The 18,731-nt window shown below is 64.2% G+C and carries 16 protein-coding genes and 1 tRNA gene; 9 read left to right on the forward strand and 8 right to left on the reverse strand.

The annotated features are described in order from the left end of the window. Positions 1-118 precede the first annotated feature (118 nt). The 5 genes from cpdR to PP1Y_RS21120 all read left to right on the forward strand — a co-directional run bounded on the left by cpdR (position 119) and on the right by PP1Y_RS21120 (position 3,736). Positions 119-493 (forward strand): cell cycle two-component system response regulator CpdR, encoded by a 375-nt coding sequence (gene cpdR / locus PP1Y_RS21100; protein WP_041559465.1) that lies wholly within the window; start codon positions 119-121, stop codon positions 491-493. Between the two features lie 99 nt (positions 494-592). Further along, a tRNA-Val gene (locus PP1Y_RS21105) sits at positions 593-667 on the forward strand. 234 nt (positions 668-901) lie between these two features. Further along, positions 902-2,125, forward strand: coding sequence for an NADP-dependent isocitrate dehydrogenase (locus PP1Y_RS21110; protein WP_013834015.1), 1,224 nt, complete (start codon positions 902-904; stop codon positions 2,123-2,125). 146 nt (positions 2,126-2,271) lie between these two features. After that, on the forward strand, positions 2,272-3,342 hold the full coding sequence (locus PP1Y_RS21115; protein ID WP_013834016.1) for a PA0069 family radical SAM protein: 1,071 nt from the start codon (positions 2,272-2,274) through the stop codon (positions 3,340-3,342). Positions 3,343-3,454: 112 nt separating this feature from the next. Continuing rightward, positions 3,455-3,736 (forward strand): hypothetical protein, encoded by a 282-nt coding sequence (locus PP1Y_RS21120; RefSeq protein WP_041559067.1) that lies wholly within the window; start codon positions 3,455-3,457, stop codon positions 3,734-3,736. A gap of 39 nt (positions 3,737-3,775) precedes the next feature. On the opposite strand, the gene PP1Y_RS21125 is transcribed toward PP1Y_RS21120, so the two are convergent. The 6 genes from PP1Y_RS21125 to PP1Y_RS21150 form a co-directional block, all read right to left on the reverse strand. Next, the gene (locus tag PP1Y_RS21125; protein WP_013834017.1) at positions 3,776-5,374 is read right to left on the reverse strand and encodes a long-chain fatty acid--CoA ligase; all 1,599 of its coding nucleotides are present in this window, start codon (positions 5,372-5,374) and stop codon (positions 3,776-3,778) included. A 101-nt stretch (positions 5,375-5,475) separates the two neighbouring features. Next, positions 5,476-9,081, reverse strand: coding sequence for a DNA polymerase III subunit alpha (gene dnaE, locus PP1Y_RS21130; RefSeq protein ID WP_013834018.1), 3,606 nt, complete (start codon positions 9,079-9,081; stop codon positions 5,476-5,478). A 136-nt stretch (positions 9,082-9,217) separates the two neighbouring features. After that, positions 9,218-9,706, reverse strand: a complete 489-nt coding sequence (locus PP1Y_RS21135; protein ID WP_013834019.1) for a glutathione peroxidase — start codon at positions 9,704-9,706, stop codon at positions 9,218-9,220. A gap of 104 nt (positions 9,707-9,810) precedes the next feature. Further along, the gene (locus tag PP1Y_RS21140; RefSeq protein WP_007014784.1) at positions 9,811-10,095 is read right to left on the reverse strand and encodes a hypothetical protein; all 285 of its coding nucleotides are present in this window, start codon (positions 10,093-10,095) and stop codon (positions 9,811-9,813) included. Between the two features lie 116 nt (positions 10,096-10,211). Next, entirely contained in the window at positions 10,212-10,931 is a 720-nt protein-coding gene (locus PP1Y_RS21145; RefSeq protein WP_013834020.1) for an ABC transporter ATP-binding protein, read from the reverse strand. Beyond that, complete coding sequence (locus PP1Y_RS21150) at positions 10,924-12,165, reverse strand: lipoprotein-releasing ABC transporter permease subunit (RefSeq protein WP_013834021.1); 1,242 nt, start codon at positions 12,163-12,165, stop codon at positions 10,924-10,926. The genes PP1Y_RS21145 and PP1Y_RS21150 overlap by 8 nt, the downstream gene beginning before the upstream one ends. Positions 12,166-12,460: 295 nt before the next feature. On the opposite strand from PP1Y_RS21150, the gene purF reads away from it, so the two are divergent. The 3 genes from purF to PP1Y_RS21165 all read left to right on the forward strand — a co-directional run bounded on the left by purF (position 12,461) and on the right by PP1Y_RS21165 (position 15,077). Next, positions 12,461-13,909, forward strand: coding sequence for an amidophosphoribosyltransferase (gene purF, locus PP1Y_RS21155; RefSeq protein WP_007014780.1), 1,449 nt, complete (start codon positions 12,461-12,463; stop codon positions 13,907-13,909). Positions 13,910-13,916: 7 nt separating this feature from the next. After that, a complete protein-coding gene (locus PP1Y_RS21160) occupies positions 13,917-14,648 on the forward strand; it encodes an SDR family oxidoreductase (RefSeq protein ID WP_013834022.1) in 732 nt (243 codons plus the stop codon). A gap of 84 nt (positions 14,649-14,732) precedes the next feature. Next, a complete protein-coding gene (locus PP1Y_RS21165; RefSeq protein WP_013834023.1) occupies positions 14,733-15,077 on the forward strand; it encodes a PilZ domain-containing protein in 345 nt (114 codons plus the stop codon). Between the two features lie 32 nt (positions 15,078-15,109). Here PP1Y_RS21165 and PP1Y_RS21170 read toward each other — a convergent pair whose 3' ends face one another. Together PP1Y_RS21170 and PP1Y_RS21175 are read right to left on the reverse strand one after the other, a co-directional pair. After that, complete coding sequence (locus PP1Y_RS21170) at positions 15,110-16,417, reverse strand: cyclopropane-fatty-acyl-phospholipid synthase family protein (RefSeq protein WP_013834024.1); 1,308 nt, start codon at positions 16,415-16,417, stop codon at positions 15,110-15,112. Positions 16,418-16,472: 55 nt separating this feature from the next. After that, positions 16,473-17,882 carry a deoxyribodipyrimidine photo-lyase gene (locus tag PP1Y_RS21175; RefSeq protein ID WP_013834025.1) on the reverse strand — a complete coding sequence of 470 codons (1,410 nt, stop codon included), beginning with the start codon at positions 17,880-17,882 and terminating at the stop codon, positions 16,473-16,475. A 41-nt stretch (positions 17,883-17,923) separates the two neighbouring features. On the opposite strand from PP1Y_RS21175, the gene PP1Y_RS21180 reads away from it, so the two are divergent. Then, positions 17,924-18,631, forward strand: coding sequence for a phosphatase PAP2 family protein (locus PP1Y_RS21180; RefSeq protein WP_013834026.1), 708 nt, complete (start codon positions 17,924-17,926; stop codon positions 18,629-18,631). The last annotated feature ends 100 nt before the right edge of the window (positions 18,632-18,731 follow it).

Genomic DNA, 18,731 nt, shown 5'->3' on the forward strand with positions numbered 1-18,731 from the left:
TTCCCGGTCAGTCCCAAATCCAGACGAGAATGTTAACCCGTCCTAGCGTATGACCCATCTTCCGGTCGCACCGAAAGCGACCACGTTCAACGACATGGAAATACGGGACGACAAGGCGATGATCCGCATCCTGCTAGCCGAAGACGATGAGGCGATGCGCACCTATCTGGCACGGGCATTGGAAAATGCCGGATACGATGTGGTTGCCGTCGATTGCGGCACAAGCGCCCTGCCCCATCTGGAAACCGAGACTTTCGACCTGCTGCTTTCGGACATCGTCATGCCAGAGATGGACGGCATCGAACTGGCGCAGCGCTGCGCCGAAGTCTCGCCGATGACCAAGGTCATGTTCATTACCGGTTTTGCCGCCGTCACCCTGCGCGCCAGCCGCGAGGCACCGCAGGCGAAAGTCCTTTCCAAGCCCTTCCATCTTCGCGATCTTGTCATGGAAGTGCAGCGGGTTTTCGGCCTTCCCGAGCACGCTCGACTTTAATTGAAAAATTCCTGCCAAAGCGGCTTGCATCACCTGAAACATGACGCTAGAGGGCCAGTCCTCCGAGCGGGAACGCCCGCAAGGAGCTCTGGACGGAATGGGCGTATAGCTCAGTGGTAGAGCACTATGTTGACATCGTAGGGGTCGCAAGTTCAATCCTTGCTACGCCCACCATTCCCCAGGCCTGATGGCTAGAAACCCGTCGCGAAAGCGGCGGGTTTTCTGCTTTCCGGGACCGGCATGGTGACCGGTCGCAATCGGTCGGAGCGCGCCAACGCCTCCGGGGAAGATCGGATCGACGCCACCGCGCAGGCGAACTGGCGCCAAAATGCCGTTCCTTGCCTTGCTAAGCGTCCACCCTCTCCTTAAGAGACGCCCAAATTCTCATCCCCAGGGGAGCTTTCAAGCATGGCAAAAATCAAGGTAGCAAATCCCATCGTAGAGATGGACGGCGATGAAATGACCCGGATCATCTGGGAATGGATCCGCGAGCGTCTGATTCTCCCCTACCTCGACATCGACCTCAAGTACTATGACCTCTCGGTCACCAAGCGCGACGAGACCGACGACCAGATCACCGTCGACGCCGCCAACGCCACCAAGCAGTATGGCGTTGCCGTGAAGTGCGCGACGATCACCCCCGATGAAGCCCGCGTAGAGGAATTCAGCCTCAAGAAGATGTGGAAGTCGCCCAACGGCACGATCCGCAACATCCTCGGCGGCGTCGTCTTCCGCGAACCCATCGTGATCTCGAACGTTCCCCGCCTGGTTCCGGGCTGGACCGACCCCATCGTCGTGGGCCGTCACGCGTTCGGCGACCAGTACCGCGCCACCGACACCCTGATCCCTGGCCCCGGCAAGCTGCGTCTCGTCTGGGACGGTGAAAACGGCGACAAGATCGACCTCGACGTGTTCGACTTCCCGGCTCCGGGCGTCGCCATGGCCATGTACAACCTCGACGAATCGATCCGCGACTTCGCGCGTGCTTCGTTCAACTACGGCCTCGGCCTGAAGTGGCCGGTCTACCTGTCGACCAAGAACACGATCATGAAGGCCTACGACGGCCGCTTCAAGGATCTGTTCCAGGAAGTGTTCGACACCGAGGGCTTCGCCGAGAAGTTCAAGGAAGCCGGCATCACCTATGAGCACCGCCTGATCGACGACATGGTCGCCTCGGCGCTCAAGTGGTCGGGCAAGTTCGTCTGGGCCTGCAAGAACTACGACGGCGACGTGCAGTCGGACACCGTTGCACAGGGCTTCGGCTCGCTGGGCCTGATGACCTCGGTCCTGATGGCACCCGACGGCAAGACCGTCGAAGCGGAAGCCGCCCACGGCACCGTCACCCGTCACTACCGCCAGCACCAGCAGGGCAAGTCGACCTCGACCAACCCGATCGCCTCGATCTTCGCCTGGACGCGTGGCCTCATGTACCGCGGCAAGTTCGACAACACGCCGGACGTCGTGAAGTTCGCCCAGACCCTCGAGCGCGTCTGCATCGAGACCGTCGAAAGCGGCGCGATGACCAAGGACCTCGCGCTGCTGATCGGTCCCGAGCAGAGCTGGATGACCACCGAGCAGTTCTTCGAAGCCATCGTCGAGAACCTCGAGAAGGAAATGGCCTCCTGGGCCTGACCTTTACGGTCCATGGATTCGAGCAGCTCCGGCTGCCGGAACAGGAAGAGCCCTCCCCCACGCGGGGAGGGCTTTTTCTTTACCTGCACGTCATGCGGCGCAGGTAGCGCCCTTGACTTTTGTTCTCTTTATGTTCACATCGTGGCATGCAACCTCTCAAGGGAAGAGGCGCTGCCAGCGGGGCGCCAAGCTCTCGCTTCAACCTGCCCGGACGGGAAGCCGACGGGGACTGGCTCGACAGCGTCGCCGACATCGACGGCCCTCCCCGCAACCCGGCCACGAGCGTGACCGAGGAGCATCCCCGCACGATCCTGTCTTTCAACAAATCGCCGGATATTCCCTTCGATCGCTCGATCAATGCCTATCGCGGCTGCGAACATGGCTGCATCTACTGTTTCGCGCGGCCCAGCCACGCCTTTCACGACCTTTCGCCCGGCCTCGATTTCGAAACCAGGCTCTTCGCCAAGCCCGATGCGGCAAGGCTCCTGCGCACCACGCTGGCAAAGCCAGGCTATCGGCCGGCACCGATCGCGATGGGAACCAATACCGATCCCTACCAGCCGATCGAGGCGCACTACCGCATCACGCGCGAGATCCTCGAAGTCTGCCTGGAGACGCGCCACCCGGTGACGATCACCACCAAGTCGGACCGGGTCCTGCGCGATCTCGACATCCTGCGCGAGATGGCGCAATTCGATCTGGTGGGCGTGGGCATTTCAGTGACCAGCCTCGATGCCCACCTCTCGCGCCTGCTGGAACCTCGGGCGGCCACCCCGGCCAGGCGAATTGCCGCGCTGGGCAAGCTGGTCGAGGCCGGAATTCCCGCCCATGTCTCGATCGCTCCGGTAATCCCGGCGATCACCGACCAATTCCTGGAGGCGATACTGGAATCCGCGGCAGGGCAAGGCGTGCGCGGCGCCATGTGGATCATGGTGCGCCTGCCCCACGAAGTTGCGCCGCTGTTTCGCGAATGGCTGGAAGTGCACTTCCCCGAGCGAGCCTCCAAGGTCATGGCGACGATTCGCGAGATGCGCGGCGGCAAGGACAACGACCCGCGTTTCTTTGAGCGCATGCGCCCCAGCGGCGTGTGGGCCGATCTGTTCCGCAATCGCTTCCGGCTTGCGGCCAAACGGCATGGCTTCGGCCCGCCGGATCTCCATCTGGACTGCTCCGGTTTCAAGGCGCCCGACGCAAGCGGACAGTTGTCGTTCCTCTAGGCACGTCTCGTCCCTGAACAGGCTCGATTCGGCGCAGGACATGTCAGTTTTGAAACAACTCGCTGGGTGGCGAGTTCTTCGCTGCAGACAAGGAATTCAAAAGGAGGTCTTCATGGCCGAAGAATACACCACCCACGAAACCACACGCGAAACGTCGCAGGCTCCGCACACGACTGTAATTCACGAGAAGAGTTCTTCCAGTGGAACCGGAATCGTCATGGCGGTCATTGTCCTCGTCGCGGTTATCGGCGGGATTTACCTGTTCAGCCAGACATCGAGCAGCGAAGCAGCCAAGGACAACGCCATCGCCAATGCGGCGAACAGCGTGGGCAACGCGGCCGAACAGGTCGGCGACGCCGCCGAGACCGCTGCCGGCAACGCGGCCAACCAGTAATTCGAGCCGAGGCGGCTGCCCGCCTAGCGGCCGCCTTCGTCATACCGGCAGCGTGTAGTCCTTGTATTGCACGCGAAGGTCCTTCTTGCTGATCTTTCCGGTGCCCGTGTGCGGCAGGGCATTCACCAGTTCCACCGCATCGGGCAGCCACCAGCTGGCGACCTTGTCGCGCAGGAATTCGCGCACGTCCTCACCGTGCAGACTGCTGCCACCGCGCGGCACGACGATGAGGAGCGGCCGTTCGTCCCACTTGGGATGCGCAATTCCGATGGCCGCCGCCTCGACGACGTCCGGGTGCCCCACCGCGGCGTTCTCCAGTTCGACCGAGCTTATCCATTCCCCGCCCGACTTGATGACGTCCTTGGTGCGGTCGGTCAGCCTGACCGAACCGTCCGGCATGATCGCCGCCACGTCTCCGGTATCGAACCAGCCCTGTTCATTCGCAGCATCTTCTTCCGCCTTGAAATAGCGCCTGATCGTCCAGGCCCCGCGCACTTGCAGCGCGCCCGAGGCCTTGCCATCGTGAGGCAGCGGCGTTTCATGGTCATCGAGCGAAACGATGCGCACTTCGCTGCCATAGACCACCCTGCCCTGCAGGCATTTGCGATCGACCTGTTCGTCGAACGACAGCGTGTCCCAATCGGCCCCTTCATAGGAAACCGTCGCGATCGGGGAAGTCTCGGTCATGCCCCAGGCATGGCCCACCCGCACACCGCTGCGCATCAGCCGTTCCACGACGCTGCGCGGAAAGGCAGCGCCGCCCGATATGGCGTAAGCGATCGGCGGCATGTCCTTGCCCGTCTCGTCGAGGTGCTGGAGAAAGGCGAACCAGACCGTCGGCACGCCGGCGACATGCGAAACCCGCTCCTGCTCGATAAGCGCACAAAGCGCCGACGGATCGTTGACCTGGCTATAGACCAGCTTTGCCCCGGTCGCCGCGCAGCCCCAGGGCATGCCCCAGTTGTTGGCATGGAACATCGGCACGATGGGTAGAACGCACGATCGCGGCTCCAGCGCCAGGCACGATGTGGCGATCATCGCCAAGGTGTGCAGCATGTTCGAACGGTGCGAATAGAGCACGCCCTTGGGGTGCCCGGTCGTGCCGCTGGTGTAGCATAGCATGCACGGATCGCGCTCGTCTCCCGGCGCCCAGGCCGTCTCGCCGTTCTCGGCACCGATCCAGTCGTCGAACGCGGGCGCATGCTCGGGCGAATCGAAGCAGATGTAATGCTCGATCCCCGGACACAGCGGACGCAGGCGGTCGACGATGGGCTGGAATGCCGCATCATAGATCAGCACCCGGTCCTCGGCATGGTTGATGATGAAGCTGAGCTGGTCGTCGAAGAGCCGCGGATTGATCGTGTGCAGCACGCAGCCGGCTCCGGGCGCGCCGTACCAGGTAACGAGATGGCGCGAGTGGTTCATCGCCAGCGTCGCGACCCGATCCTGCGGCTGCATGCCAAGGCGCCGCAAGGCCTGCACCATCTTCAGCGCATCGCGCCGAACTTCCCCCCAGTTGGTGCGGGACTGCGTTCCATCCGCCCAGTGGGTGACGATCTCGCGCTCGCCATGTTCCCGCGCGGCATGGTCGATCAGACCCGTGACCCGCAGCTCCCAGTCCTGCATCGCACCCAGCATCGGCTCTCCTCTCTGCGGCTGTGCCTTTGCGCACTTATGCCTTGAGACAGGAGGGTAATCATCGGCGCGGCACTAGGCCATAGCAAACCGACCTTTGCAAATCAGGCCGCGCGGCGCAGCCCTTCCGGGCCGCGGCGGGCAGTCAGCGAAATGTTGGAGAGGCCATCGATCGTCGCGAGCTGCTCGGCAAATTCGCCGTCGAGCGCGAAGTCACGGCCCAGCCGCACTTTCTGCTCACGTCCGTTGCCCAGCTTGAGGTTGGCGATGACCTCGCCCCCGCCAGGCGATCCGGGACGCATCAGCAGCGCCAATTCCTGCACCGCCTCCACCCGGTCGATGTCGAGCCGCAGCAGCATGCGCGCATCGGCTTTCACTTCGGCCAGTGGCCGCGCCCCGCGCACCGTGACCCGGGGAGGCTCGTCCGCGCTCGGACTGTCCAGTTCGACGTTGAGCAGGACGCAAGTGCCTTCCTTCGCCCACTTCACGAAGTTCTCGACCAGGCTTTCCTCGAAGCACGACGCGGAGAAATTCCCCGACTGGTCCGAGAAGTCGGCCATGACGAAGTCCTTGCCCTTGCGGGTCTTGCGCTTCTGCACGTTCTCGACAAGCGCAGCCATGACTGCGCCGGATCGTCCGCCGCCGCCCGAGCCGCCGGCGATCAGGCTGGCGTGCGTGCGCGCACCATTGGCTGAGGCCACCGCGCGGAACTGCTCGACCGGGTGGGCGGCGAAGTAGAAGCCGAAATTCTCGCGCTCCTTGGCCATCTGGTCCATCCGGCTCCAGGGTTCGGCATCGACGAGACGCAGCCCCGGCTCGGCGTGATCGTCGCCGCCGAACAGGCCCGCCTGCCCGCTCGAACGGCTGCGCGAGGCTTCATCGGCAACGGCCAGAAGCAGGTCCGCATTGGCCAGCACCTTCGCACGGTTCGGCTCGAGGCTGTCGAGCGCACCGGCCGCGCCCAGGCTTTCAAGCTGGCGGCGGTTCATCGATCCGGCCGGAGCGCGCTTGAACAGGTCGTGCAGGCTGACGAACTTGCCGTTCGCCTGACGCTCCCCGACGATCGCGTCCATCGCCTTTTCACCGACGTTGCGGATGCCCGCCAAGGCATAGCGCACGGCGTGGCTGTCGTGGGTTTCCTCGACGATGAATTCCGCTTCCGACATGTTGATGTCGGGCGCGGCCAGTTCGATGCCGTTGCGCCGTGCATCGTCCACGAAGATCGCCAGCTTTTCCGACTGGTGCATGTCGAAGCACATGGCCGCTGCATAGAATTCGTGCGGGTAATGCGCCTTCAGCCAAGCGGTATGATAAGCGAGCAGCGCGTAGGCGGCTGCGTGCGACTTGTTGAAGCCATAGCCGGCGAACTTGTCGATCAAGTCGAACAGTTCGTTGGCCTTGGGCTCGTCGATGTCGGATAGTTCCTTGCAGCCGGCCACGAAGCGGGCGCGCTGCTTGTCCATCTCCTCCTTCTTCTTCTTGCCCATCGCGCGGCGCAGCAAGTCTGCATCGCCGAGCGAATAGCCCGCCAGGATCTGCGCGGCCTGCATGACCTGCTCCTGATAGACGAAGATGCCGTAAGTTTCGGCGAGGATGCCCTCGAGCTTTTCGTGCGGAAACTCGATCTGCTCCAGCCCGTTCTTGCGGCGGCCGAAGAGCGGGATGTTGTCCATCGGTCCCGGACGATACAGTGAGACTAGCGCAATGATGTCGCCGAAGTTGGTCGGCTTCACGGCCGCCAGGGTGCGGCGCATGCCCTCCGATTCCAGCTGGAACACGCCGACCGTGTCGCCGCGCTTGAGCAGTTCGTAGACGGCCGGATCGTCCCAGCCGAGGCTCGACAGGTCGATCCTGATCCCCCGCCGTTCGAGCAGGTCGCAGGCCTTGCGCAGTACCGACAGGGTCTTGAGGCCGAGGAAGTCGAACTTCACGAGCCCGGTATCCTCGACCGATTTCATGTCGAACTGGGTGACCGGCATGTCCGAACGCGGATCGCGGTAAAGCGGGACCAGCTTTTCCAGCGGGCGGTCGCCGATGACGACGCCCGCCGCGTGGGTCGAGGAATTGCGCGGCAGGCCCTCGAGCTGCACGGCCAGGTCGACCATGCGGCGCACTTCGGGATCGGTGTCGTATTCGCGGCGGAACTCGGCGACCGGCGGGTCCTTGGTGACGCCGTGTTCCTTGCGGCCGTTGAGCGCCTCGGTGAGGTTCCACGGGTCGGTCGGATGGTTGGGCACCATCTTGCACAGCGAATCGACGCGGCCGTAGCCCATCTGCAGGATGCGCCCGCAGTCGCGCAGCACCGCGCGGGCCTTCATCTTGCCGAAGGTAATGATCTGCGCGACGTGGTCGTGGCCGTACTTGCGCTGGACGTAGCGGATCACTTCGCCGCGGCGGGTTTCGCAGAAGTCGATATCGAAGTCAGGCATCGAGACGCGTTCCGGGTTGAGGAAGCGTTCGAAAAGCAGGCCCAGCCTGAGCGGGTCGAGATCGGTAATGGTCAGCGCCCAGGCGACCAGCGAGCCGGCACCCGAACCACGGCCCGGGCCGACCGGAATGCCGTTGTCCTTGGCCCACTTGATGAAGTCGGCAACGATCAGGAAGTAGCCGGGGAAACCCATGCCGATGATGATCTGCGTCTCGAAATCGAGGCGGTCGGCATAGGCAAGGAAGTCCTCGCTCACGCCCTTTTCGCGCAGGGTCTCGTAAGCCGCCTTGCGCTCGTCGCCCTTGAAGGCCAGCGCCTCGTCGAGTTCGTCCTCGCTGACGTCGGGCCAGTAGGGCAGCAGGCGCCGCGCAAGGCCGCGCCGGGCATCGTCTACCAGCATCCGCGCCTCACCTTCGCGGTCGCCGGCAAGGCTTGGCAGAAGGGGCTTGCGGCGCGGCGGCGCAAAGGCGCAGCGCTGGGCGACGACCATGGTGTTGGCGATGGCTTCGGGCAGGTCCGCGAAAAGCTCCTGCATGACATCGACCGGCTTGACCCAGCGCTCGGACGAAGAGCGCGGCCGGTCCGGCGCATCGACCTGCGTGGAGTTGGCGATGCACAGCATGCCATCGTGCGCGGAATGAAAGCTCGCCTCGGAATATTGCGCCGGGTTCGACCCGACCAGCGGAATGTCGCGCTCATAGGCAAGCGCGATCAGGTCTTCCTCGGAGGCATCCTCCTCGGGCTCGCCGGTGCGGGTAATCTCGATGTAGAGGCGGTCGCCGAACAGGCCCTGCAGGGTATCGCAGTAGCGCTCCGCCGCCTCGGGACGGTCGTCGGCATAAAGCCGCGCCAGCGCGCCCTCGTTGCCGCCGGTGAGGCAGATCAGGCCATCGGTATGGCCGCGCAGCGATTCCAGTTCCACATGGGGATCGAGTTCCAGCGGCCGGTCGAGGTGGGCGCGGCTGACGTGGCGGCACAAGTTGAGCCAGCCATCCTCGTTCTGGGCGAACAGCGCCAGCCAGTCGATCGGCAGATCCTGCCCCTGCGCAACCGCCCCCGGACGGGCGACGGCGAGAAAGGTCCCGACAACGGGCTGCACCCCTGCGTCCATGCAGGCACCGGCGAAAGTCGGGGCGCCATAGAGACCATTGCGGTCGCAGATGGCGATGGCCGGAAACTTGCGCTCCTTGGCCAGCTTGGCGATCGCCTTGGGGTCGATCGAGCCGTCCAGCATCGTGAAGCTAGAGAAGATGCGAAGCGGGACGAAAGGCGAGAACGGCATGATGGGAATTTAGGCATCGCGCGCCCGCGCGATCAAGGCCGCGCTGGCGACAAAGCGGGGGATAGCGCGCATTGCCGCGGCGCAAATTGCCGGCCTTGCCCCGTCCCCGCGCAATCGCGAAAGGGCCCCTGCCGGATCAGAGCAGCGCTTCGATGTCCTTCGCAAGGCCCTCGGGCTTGTCGGTCGGACCATAGCGACGCACGACCTTGCCTTCGCGGTCGATCAGGAACTTGGTGAAGTTCCACTTGATCTTCTTCGTGCCCAGCACGCCGGGCGCTTCGGCCTTGAGCCAGTCGAACAGCGGATCTGCGCCCGGGCCATTGACTTCGATCTTGCCCATAAGCGGAAACGAGAGACCGAAATTGACCTCGCAGAATTCGGCGATCTCATCGGCCGAACCCGGTTCCTGGCCGCCGAACTGGTTGCAGGGAAAGGCGATCACTTCGAACCCGCGGTCGCGGTACTTCTGCCAGAGCGCCTCAAGACCCTTGTACTGCGGGGTGAAGCCGCACTTGCTTGCCGTGTTGACCACCAGCAGGACCTTGCCCGCCTTGTCGGCAAGGGCCAGCTTGTCACCATTGGGAAGCGTCGCATTGAAATCGGCGATAGTCTTCAAGGTCGGCACCTCGTTGTCTGAAATCGCTTTCAAGGAAGAAACCTCGCAGGCGCACGCGCAGGCCCCAGCGAGACCGACCGGCAATGCGGGTCGGTCTCACCGTGCAACCTGCGTCAGTCCGGGGTCTTGGGAAAGTCCGCGCGGCGGAAAAGCGCGCGAATCTCACCGATGGAAAGACGGTGATCGCCTTCCTTCTGGATCGCGTATTCCCTCTGCTTTTCTTCGGGCAGGTCCATGACGAAGTCGATCAATTGGGCCACGGTGCCGCGACGGATCGTCTTGAACCGGTGGAACAGACCGCCCCCATCGGCGCACTTGTGCAGTTCCGCCGAATCGTTCCAGCCGAAACCGCGCGGCGCCTCCGGTTCACCCTGGATCGTGGAGGGAGAGTCGCTCATCTGCGTGGTCCTTTCGTATTCCCTGTGGTTTTCTTTCAACTTGGGCATTTGCCGCAGCGAAATCAACGTGGATCCTCACGGCGTCCTGCAATGATGCAGGCCAAGTCGGTGTGTCGCTATTGCAGCACGCCGTCGTGCAGACGCACGACTCGGTCCATGCCCAGCGCCAGCCGCTCATTATGCGTGGCGACCAAGGCGGCGCTGCCCTGCCCGCGCACGAGACGCAGGAACTGGTCGAAGACCTTGTCGGCCGTCGCCTCGTCAAGATTGCCGGTGGGTTCGTCGGCCAGCACCAGCCGCGGCCGGTTGGCCAGCGCGCGGGCCACTGCGACGCGTTGCTGTTCGCCGCCCGAGAGCTTGCTCGGGCGATGCTCGAGGCGTTGACCAAGGCCAAGTGCGCCCAGCAGCTCGCGCGCGCGCTCTTCGCATTCCTCGCGCGGCTTGCCGGTGATCAATTGCGGCAGCACGACGTTCTCGATCGCGTTGAAGTCGGGCAGCAGGTGGTGGAACTGATAGACGAAGCCGATGTGATCGCGGCGCACCCAGGCGCGTTCGTCCTTGCCCAGTTTCGAGGCATTGATCCCGGCAATCTCGATATGGCCGCCGAAGCCGCCTTCAAGCAGGCCTATGGCCTGCAGCATCGTCGACTTGCCCGAGCCCGACGGGCCCAGCAGCGCCACGATCTCGCCGGGGCGGATCACAAGGTCGACGCCGCGCAGCACGTCGATAGTGACGCCGCCCTGCTCGAAGCTGCGCGTCAGCTTCTCGATACGCACGACCGGAACGCCGCGCTCGGCGCCGACGTGCGGTTCCTTGACATTCACGGGTTCACTCATAGCGCAGCACCTGCACGGGATCGGTGCTCGCCGCCTTGAAGGCCGGGTAGAGCGTGGCAAGGAAACTGAAGGCGAGCGCCATCAGGCAGATAACGGCGATCTCCACCGGATCGGAGCGGGCCGGCAATTCGGTCAGGAAGCGGATCGAAGGGTCCCACAGGTTCTGTCCGGTGACGATTTCCACGAGATGGACGATCGGCTGGCGGAAATAGAGGAACACGAAGCCCAGGATAACGCCCGCCACCGTGCCGAGCGCACCGATGCAGAAGCCCGTGGTGACGAAGACCTTGAGCAGCGATTTTCGCGTCGCCCCCATCGTGCGCAGGATCGCTATGTCGCGCGTCTTGGCGCGCACCAGCATGATCAGCGACGAGAGAATGTTGAACACCGCGACCAGCACGATGATCGAGAGCACGACGAACATCGCCACGCGCTCCACCGCCAGCGCCTCGAACAGCGAGGCATTGATCGTCTTCCAGTCGGTGACGATGGCCTGCCCGGCCAGCTTGCGCTCAAGCGGGGCAAGGATCTGGTCGACACGGTCGGGATCGGTCGTGGTCACTTCGATCATGCCGATCGAATCGCCGGTCAGCAGCAGCGTCTGCGCATCCTTCATCGGCATCACCACAAAGGCCTTGTCGTAGTCGTAGACGCCGATCTCGAAGATCGCGGCGACGCGATAGGCGATCTGGCGCGGCACGGTGCCGAAGGGGGTCGAGCGGCCTTGCGGATTGATCACGGTGATCATGTCGCCCACTTGCGCGCCCAGGTTCTGGGCGAGCTGGGAGCCGATCGCCACGTTGTTGCTGCCGGGCTCGAGTTGACCGAGACTGCCGGCCTTCACCTTGTCGCGAAGCCGGGCGATGTCCTGGTCGGTATTGCCGCGCACGAGGATCGCCTCGACCCGCCCGTTGAAGCTGGCCAGCAGCGGCTGCTCGATCAGCGGCGTGGCGCGGGTGACGCCGGGCGTCTTGCGCACGTCCTCAAGAACGTTCTGCCAGTTGTCGAGCCTGCCGCCATAGGCCTGGATGATGGCGTGGCCATTGAGGCCGACGATCTTGTCGAACAGCTCTGCGCGAAAGCCGTTCATGACGCTCATGACGATCACCAGCGCCGCCACACCGAGCATCACCGCGGCAAGGCTGATGCCCGCGACGAGCGCAATGAAACGCTCGCCCTTGCCGGGCAACATATAACGTTTGGCGATAGTCCATTCGAAGGTGGAAAGGATCAAGCGACGGGTCCGTCTGTGATCGGGTCAATGCGCAGCTGGCATTAAGGACATGAACAAAGGCTTGCAAGCCACGGGCGAACTTGGCCGGGGACGCGTGACGACACCGGGTTTGTGCCCAACCGACAAGCCCGCTATGGGTTCCCTCGACGAGCGGGTCGCAACGCTGTCATGACCCGGTCACGAAGCGCGCGCAGGAGGCAAAGCTGCACAAGCCTTTCCCACACCCCTTGCAATTGCGGGCGAACCCCGCCAAATGCGCCGCAGACATTGACGCGCCAGCGGGCCGGACGACTCCATGAACCTAACTCACCCCTTTCGAGACGCCGACGGGGACAAGCTGCGCGAAGAGTGCGGCGTTTTCGGCGTGATCGGTGCCAAGGATGCGGCAAATGTTGCCGCAGCCGGGCTCCATTCCCTGCAGCACCGCGGCCAGGAGGCCGTGGGCATCACCAGTTTCAGCGGGACGGAGTTCCACTCCCACCGCGGCCTTGGCCATGTCGCCCAGGTCTTCTCGCAGAAGGAACTGGACACGCTGCCCGGCACGATGGCCTCCGGCCATGTGCGCTATTCGACGACCGGCGGATCGGGCCTGCGCAACGTGCAGCCTCTCTTCGCCGACCTCGCCGCTGGCGGTTTCTCCATCGCCCATAACGGCAACATCTCCAACGCGATGACGCTCAAGCGCGATCTCGTGTCGAAGGGTTCGATCTTCCAGTCGACTTCCGACACCGAGGTGATCATCCACCTCGTCGCGACCAGCCGCTATCCCACCCTGCTCGACCGCTTCATCGATGCGCTGCGCATGGTCGAGGGCGCCTATTCGCTGATCTGCATGACTTCCGAGGGCATGATCGCCTGCCGCGACCCGCTGGGCATCCGCCCGCTGGTCATGGGCCGCCTCGGCGATGCCACAGTGTTCGCCTCGGAAACCGTCGCGCTCGACGTGATCGGTGCGGAATTCACCCGCGCAGTCGAACCCGGTGAGCTGGTCCAGGTCGACCACAAGGGCACGATTTCCAGCCACCGTCCCTTCGGCAGCCCTGCCCCGCGCCCCTGCATCTTCGAACACGTCTACTTCAGCCGCCCCGATTCGGTGATGGACGGCCGCTCGGTCTACGGCGTGCGCAAGCAGATCGGCGTCGAACTGGCCAAGGAAGCGCCGGCGCCTGCCGACATCGTTATCCCGGTGCCCGACAGCGGCGTCCCCGCCGCGATCGGCTACGCACAGGAATCGGGCATTCCCTTCGAGCTGGGTATCATCCGTTCGCACTATGTCGGACGCACCTTCATCCAGCCGGGTGACGCTGCCCGCCATGCCGACGTGAAGCGCAAGCACAATGCCAACCGCGCCCTCGTGGAAGGCAAGCGGATCATCCTGATCGACGATTCGATCGTGCGCGGCACCACCTCGCTCAAGATCGTCGAGATGATGCGCGATGCCGGCGCTGCCGAAGTGCACATGCGCATCGCCAGCCCGCCGACCAGCCACTCGTGCTTTTACGGCGTCGACACGCCGGAGCGTTCGAAACTGCTCGCCGCCAAGATGGACATTCAGGCCATGGCCGAGTTCATCAAGGCCGACAGTCTCGCCTTTGTCTCCATCGACGGCCTCTACCGTGCCGTGGGCGAAGCGAAGCGCAACAAGAAGTGCCCGCAGTTCTGCGATGCCTGCTTCTCGGGCGAATATCCGACCAAGCTGACCGACTTCACCGAACTTCGTCCGCAACAGCTCACGGCCGCGTGACGAAACGATGAGCGACACGGGAAGCGACAAGCCGTTCGAGGGCCAGATTGCGCTCGTCACCGGTGCCAGCCGCGGCATCGGCGCCGCAACCGCGCAGGCGCTGGCTGCTGCGGGCGCGCATGTCGTGCTCACTGCGCGCGACACCAAGGCGCTCGAAGGCGTCGAGCAAGCGATCTTCGAGGCTGGCGGTTCGGCCACGATCGCCCCTGTCGACCTTGTCGAGCCCGACGGAATCGCACGCCTCGCCACGGCAGTCTCGCAGCGGTGGGGCAAGCTCGACATCCTCGTCGTCAATGCTGCGATCCTGCCGGAGCTGACTTCGGTGGCGGACATCGACCAGAAGGCCTTCAACAAGGCCCTGACGACCAATGTACTGGCGACCCAGGCGCTGATCGCCAATTTCGACCCGCTCCTGCGCAAGAGCGCCGATGCCCGGGTGATCGGCATGACCACCACGGTCGCAGGCCAGCCGCGCGCGTTCTGGGGCGCCTATGGCGCGACCAAGGCAGCCTTCGAAGTCCTGCTGGACTGCTACGGCCAGGAAACCGCCAAACTCTCGAAGATCCGCGTCGCCATCGTCAATCCCGGCGCCACTCGCACCGCAATGCGGGCCCGCGCCTATCCCGGCGAAGCGCCCGCTTCGGTCAAACCGCCCGAAGTGGTGGCCGACCGCATGGTTGCGCTGCTGGGTGAACCGTTCCCTACGGGACATCGCGAGACCGTTAACCAGCCGGCTTAAGTTTCCGTTAACCCCTGCCTGCGATCTTTCGGAGTCATTCCGGGCATCGTGCCCGGTTTCCGGCTACGACAGGATTGCATCTCCATGGTTGGAACGGAACAGGACAAATACGAGTTCGCCGCTCAGGAAGACCGCAGCGCACATCGCGTGAAGCTGACCATTCCGGCCGGGCTCCGCCCGTCCGGGGGCCGCAGCTTCCAGACCGTCGTGCGGGATCTCTCTCTGTCCGGCTTCTCGGCCACGGCGGTCAGCCGCCTGCATCCCGGGACCCGCTGCTGGATCACCCTGCCGGGGATGGAGTCACTTTCGGCGAAAGTCATCTGGTGGGACAACGGATTGACCGGCTGCGCCTTCGAGAATCTGCTGAGCCCCATCATTCTCGACAACATCGTCTCGCGCTGGTCGGACGATCCGACGTATCGCCCCTGACCTGACAGGGCCCAACGGATGCGGAACGGTGCTTAGCCGCGCTTGACCAGCGTGACTTGTGCGACGTCGATGCCGCCGCCGCGAAAGCCGCCCTCGCAATACATCAGGTAAAAGCGCCATAGCCGCACGAAGCGCTCGTCAAATCCCGCCGGGAGACGGCCTTCCTCAACCGCGACATCGAAATTGCGCCGCCATTCGCGCAAGGTTTTCGCATAGTCCAGACCGAAGCTCGTGCGGTCTTCCCATGATAGCCCGCGTTCTTCGGCCAATCGGCGGAACTCCGATTCGCGGATCAGCATTCCCCCGGGGAAGATAAAGGTCTGGATGAAGTCCGCGCTGCGCGCATAGCCTTCGAAGATCTCGTCGCGCATCGAGATAAGCTGGAGCCCGGCCCTGCCCCCGGCCTTGAGATTGCGCGCGATGCAGTCGAGGAAATCGGGCCAGTACTCGCGGCCCACCGCCTCGACCATCTCGACCGAAACGACCGCGTCGTACTGCCCCCCTTCATCGCCGAGGCCGACATCGCGATAGTCCTGCTTGCGGAAATCGACGGTTCCATTCTCGATCTCCCAGCGCTCACGCGCATAGGCAAGCTGCTCGTCGGAGAGGCTGATCGCATCGACGTGGACGGCCTCGTTCCCCGCCATGAATGCCGCGAGCGTGCCCCAGCCGCACCCGATCTCCAGTACCTTGTCGTCCGGCGCGATATCGAGACGCTCGACAATCGCGGAAACCTTGTTGGACTGGGCCATGTCGAGCCGGGTAACGAACTGGCTCAGCGCGTTGGGCCCATCATCGGGCGCGGCGAAGACCCCGCTCGAATAGAGCATCGTCTCGCCCAACCACTCTTCGTAGAAGTCGTTGCCGAGGTCGTAGTGCGCGTGGATGTTACGCAGCGAACCGGTGCGGGTGTTACGGTGCAGCCAGTGGACCAGCCGCGTCAGCAGCCGCCAGGGGCCATGGGCGCGGCCCGAATTGCCCAGCGATACGGCATTGTCCATGAACAGCGCAAACAGTGGGACCGGGTCGGGGCTTTCCCACTCTCCAGCATCCCAGGCCTGGTACCAGCCTACCGAGCCGGCTGTCGCCAGCCGCAGGATCGCGCGCCAGGAATTGATCTTGACCACCGCATCGAAGCCGGTGTCGCGCCCGCCCAGCAGGCGGGTCTCGCCCGAAGGCAGCGTGGCAAGGATGGAACCGCGATCAAGACCGCGGTCGATCTGGTCGAGGACCCGCTTGACGCCGCCCGACCACAGCCAGGCGAACCATTGCGGCCCAACGCCAATGGCGCGGCCGCCCTCCACGAGTTCCTCACCCCTCCCGGAAACTGGCGCGTTCATGTCCTTGATATGAACACAAAGTCACACCGGGGCAATCCACCAGCAACCATCGCATTCACCCTTTTGCCTTCTCCCATGCGGCGAGCGCCCGCTCCCTGGCGGCGCGATGTTCGACAATTCGGGCGGGATAGTCCCCGGGCCGATACATCGGTCCCGGATCGTGGATCTCGGCATCCGGCAGGTCCGCCAGCTCGGGCACCCATTCACGGATGTAGGCTGCCGCGTCGAATTTCTCAGACTGCGTCAGCGGCGCCATGATCCGCACGAACATGTTGGAATCGACGCCCGATCCGGCGGTCCACTGCCAGTTGACCGCGTTCGAGGCATAATCGGCATCGACCAGCGTATCCCAGAACCACTGCTCTCCTTCCTGCCAGTCGATCAGCAGGTGCTTGATGAGGAAGCTGGCCGCGATCATCCGCACCCGGTTGTGCATCCAGCCGGTATGCCAGAGCTGGCGCATCCCGGCATCGACGATAGGATAGCCGGTCATGCCCATCTGCCAGGCGCGCAAGTCTTCCTGCGCCTCCTTTCCCGAACGCCAGGGGAAGTGCTCGAAGGTATCCCGTGCCGACCGGCTGCCATAGTCGGGAAACTGCACGATCACGTTCTGCGCATAGTCACGCCAGCCGATCTCGCCCAGAAACGTCGCGACCGATCCGCCCGCCGACGAGGTCGCATGCCAGACTTGCGCCGGAGAGACTTCGCCGAAGTGCAGGTGCGGCGAAAGGAAGGAAGTGCCCTCCACCGCGGGCAGGTTACGCTGCCCTTCGTAACGTGAGGCGTGATCGGCAAAGGCGCGCAGGCGCTTCTTCGCGCCTTCCTCGCCCGGCTCCCACATATCGCGCATGCCCCCTGCCCAATCGGGCTGTGTCGGCAGCAGTCGCCAGTCATCGAGCGCGTCGGATGCGGGCCAGCTGTCCGGCAAGGCGATGTTCTGCGGTCGGCGCTGCGGGTCCGGCGGGGGCATGCGCTCGTTCAGCGCGCGCCAGAACGGCGTGTAGATCTTGTAGGGACTGCCCGAGCCGGTCGTGACGGTTCCGGGCGGGGCAAGATAATTGCCATGGTGCAAGTGCAGGGTCAGCCGCTTGCCGACACTTTTTTCGGCATTGCGCCACCAGGGTTCGTAATGGTGAAGCGCGTGGACTTCGCTTGCGCCGCTTTCCTGCGCCAGCGCGGCCAGGACGTCCTCGCACTTGCCCTTGCGCAGGATCAGCCGGGAGCCTTTCTCCCGCAAGGTAGCATCGAGGCTTGCGAGGCTGTAGTGCAGCCACCAGCGCGAGGCGCTGCCCATCGCCCGGTGCCTGGGCGTCTCGTCGTCGAGGACATAGACCGGCAGGACCGGACCTTGCGCGGCAGCCGCAGCCAGCGCCGCCTGATCCGAAAGCCGCAAGTCACGGCGAAACCAGACGATGACGGGAGTGTGCGAATTGGCTGACGATTGGGCTGACGATTGGGCTGACATGGGACCGGAACGCGATTGCCTCAGGGACGTTCCGTAACTCTATGGTAGCCGCAGACAATTCCGCAAGCTTTCCGACTTCCAGTTACCGGATCGATCCGCGCAAGGCGCTGATCGCCGCAAGTCTGTGCTGGCTCGGCTTCGCCATGATGGTCTGGGCGGTAGAGACAGGCCACATCACCGCCATCGACAAGGCCGGCCTGCTGTTCTGGCGCGACAGCGACTTGCGCACGGTCGGGCCGACCCGGCTGCTGGAAACCGTGCGCGACGTCACGGCCCTGGGCGGCACCCTTTTGCGCAATCTCTTCGCGCTTTGCGCGGTCGTTGCCCTGCTCTTCCTGAAGCTGCGACGCGAAGCGGCCTTGCTGGCCTTGACGGTGATCGGCGGCCTTATCGCCAACAGCGCGGCCAAGGTCCTGTTCGGCAGGCCGAGGCCGGAAATCGTGCCGCATCTCACAGAGGCCGGCGGAATGAGCTTTCCGAGCGGCCACAGCTTCAACTCCGCGGCCGTCTATATCGCCATGGCCCTTGCCTTCGCGGCGCTGAGCCCGCGGCAATCGGTGCGCATGACGGTGATCGGCGGCGCCGTCCTGGCCAGCATGGCGATTGCGTGGAGCCGGGTCTGGCTTGGCGTCCATTGGCCCAGCGACGTTATTGCGGGATGGCTCGGCGGCGCAGGCTGGGCCTTTGCGGCCTCTGCCCTGCTCTATCGGCCCGCGCAGATGACGGCCGAACGGCTGGAGCACGATTGAGCGTGCTGCGGCCATGGTTCGGCGGAAGGTGGCCGCGCGAACGCCGAACTGAAAGCGAAAACGTGGGGGTGAGACCAACCTTCGGGCAGATCTCACCCCG

Origin of the sequence: Novosphingobium sp. PP1Y (assembly GCF_000253255.1) — a bacterium.
Lineage (GTDB): Bacteria > Pseudomonadota > Alphaproteobacteria > Sphingomonadales > Sphingomonadaceae > Novosphingobium.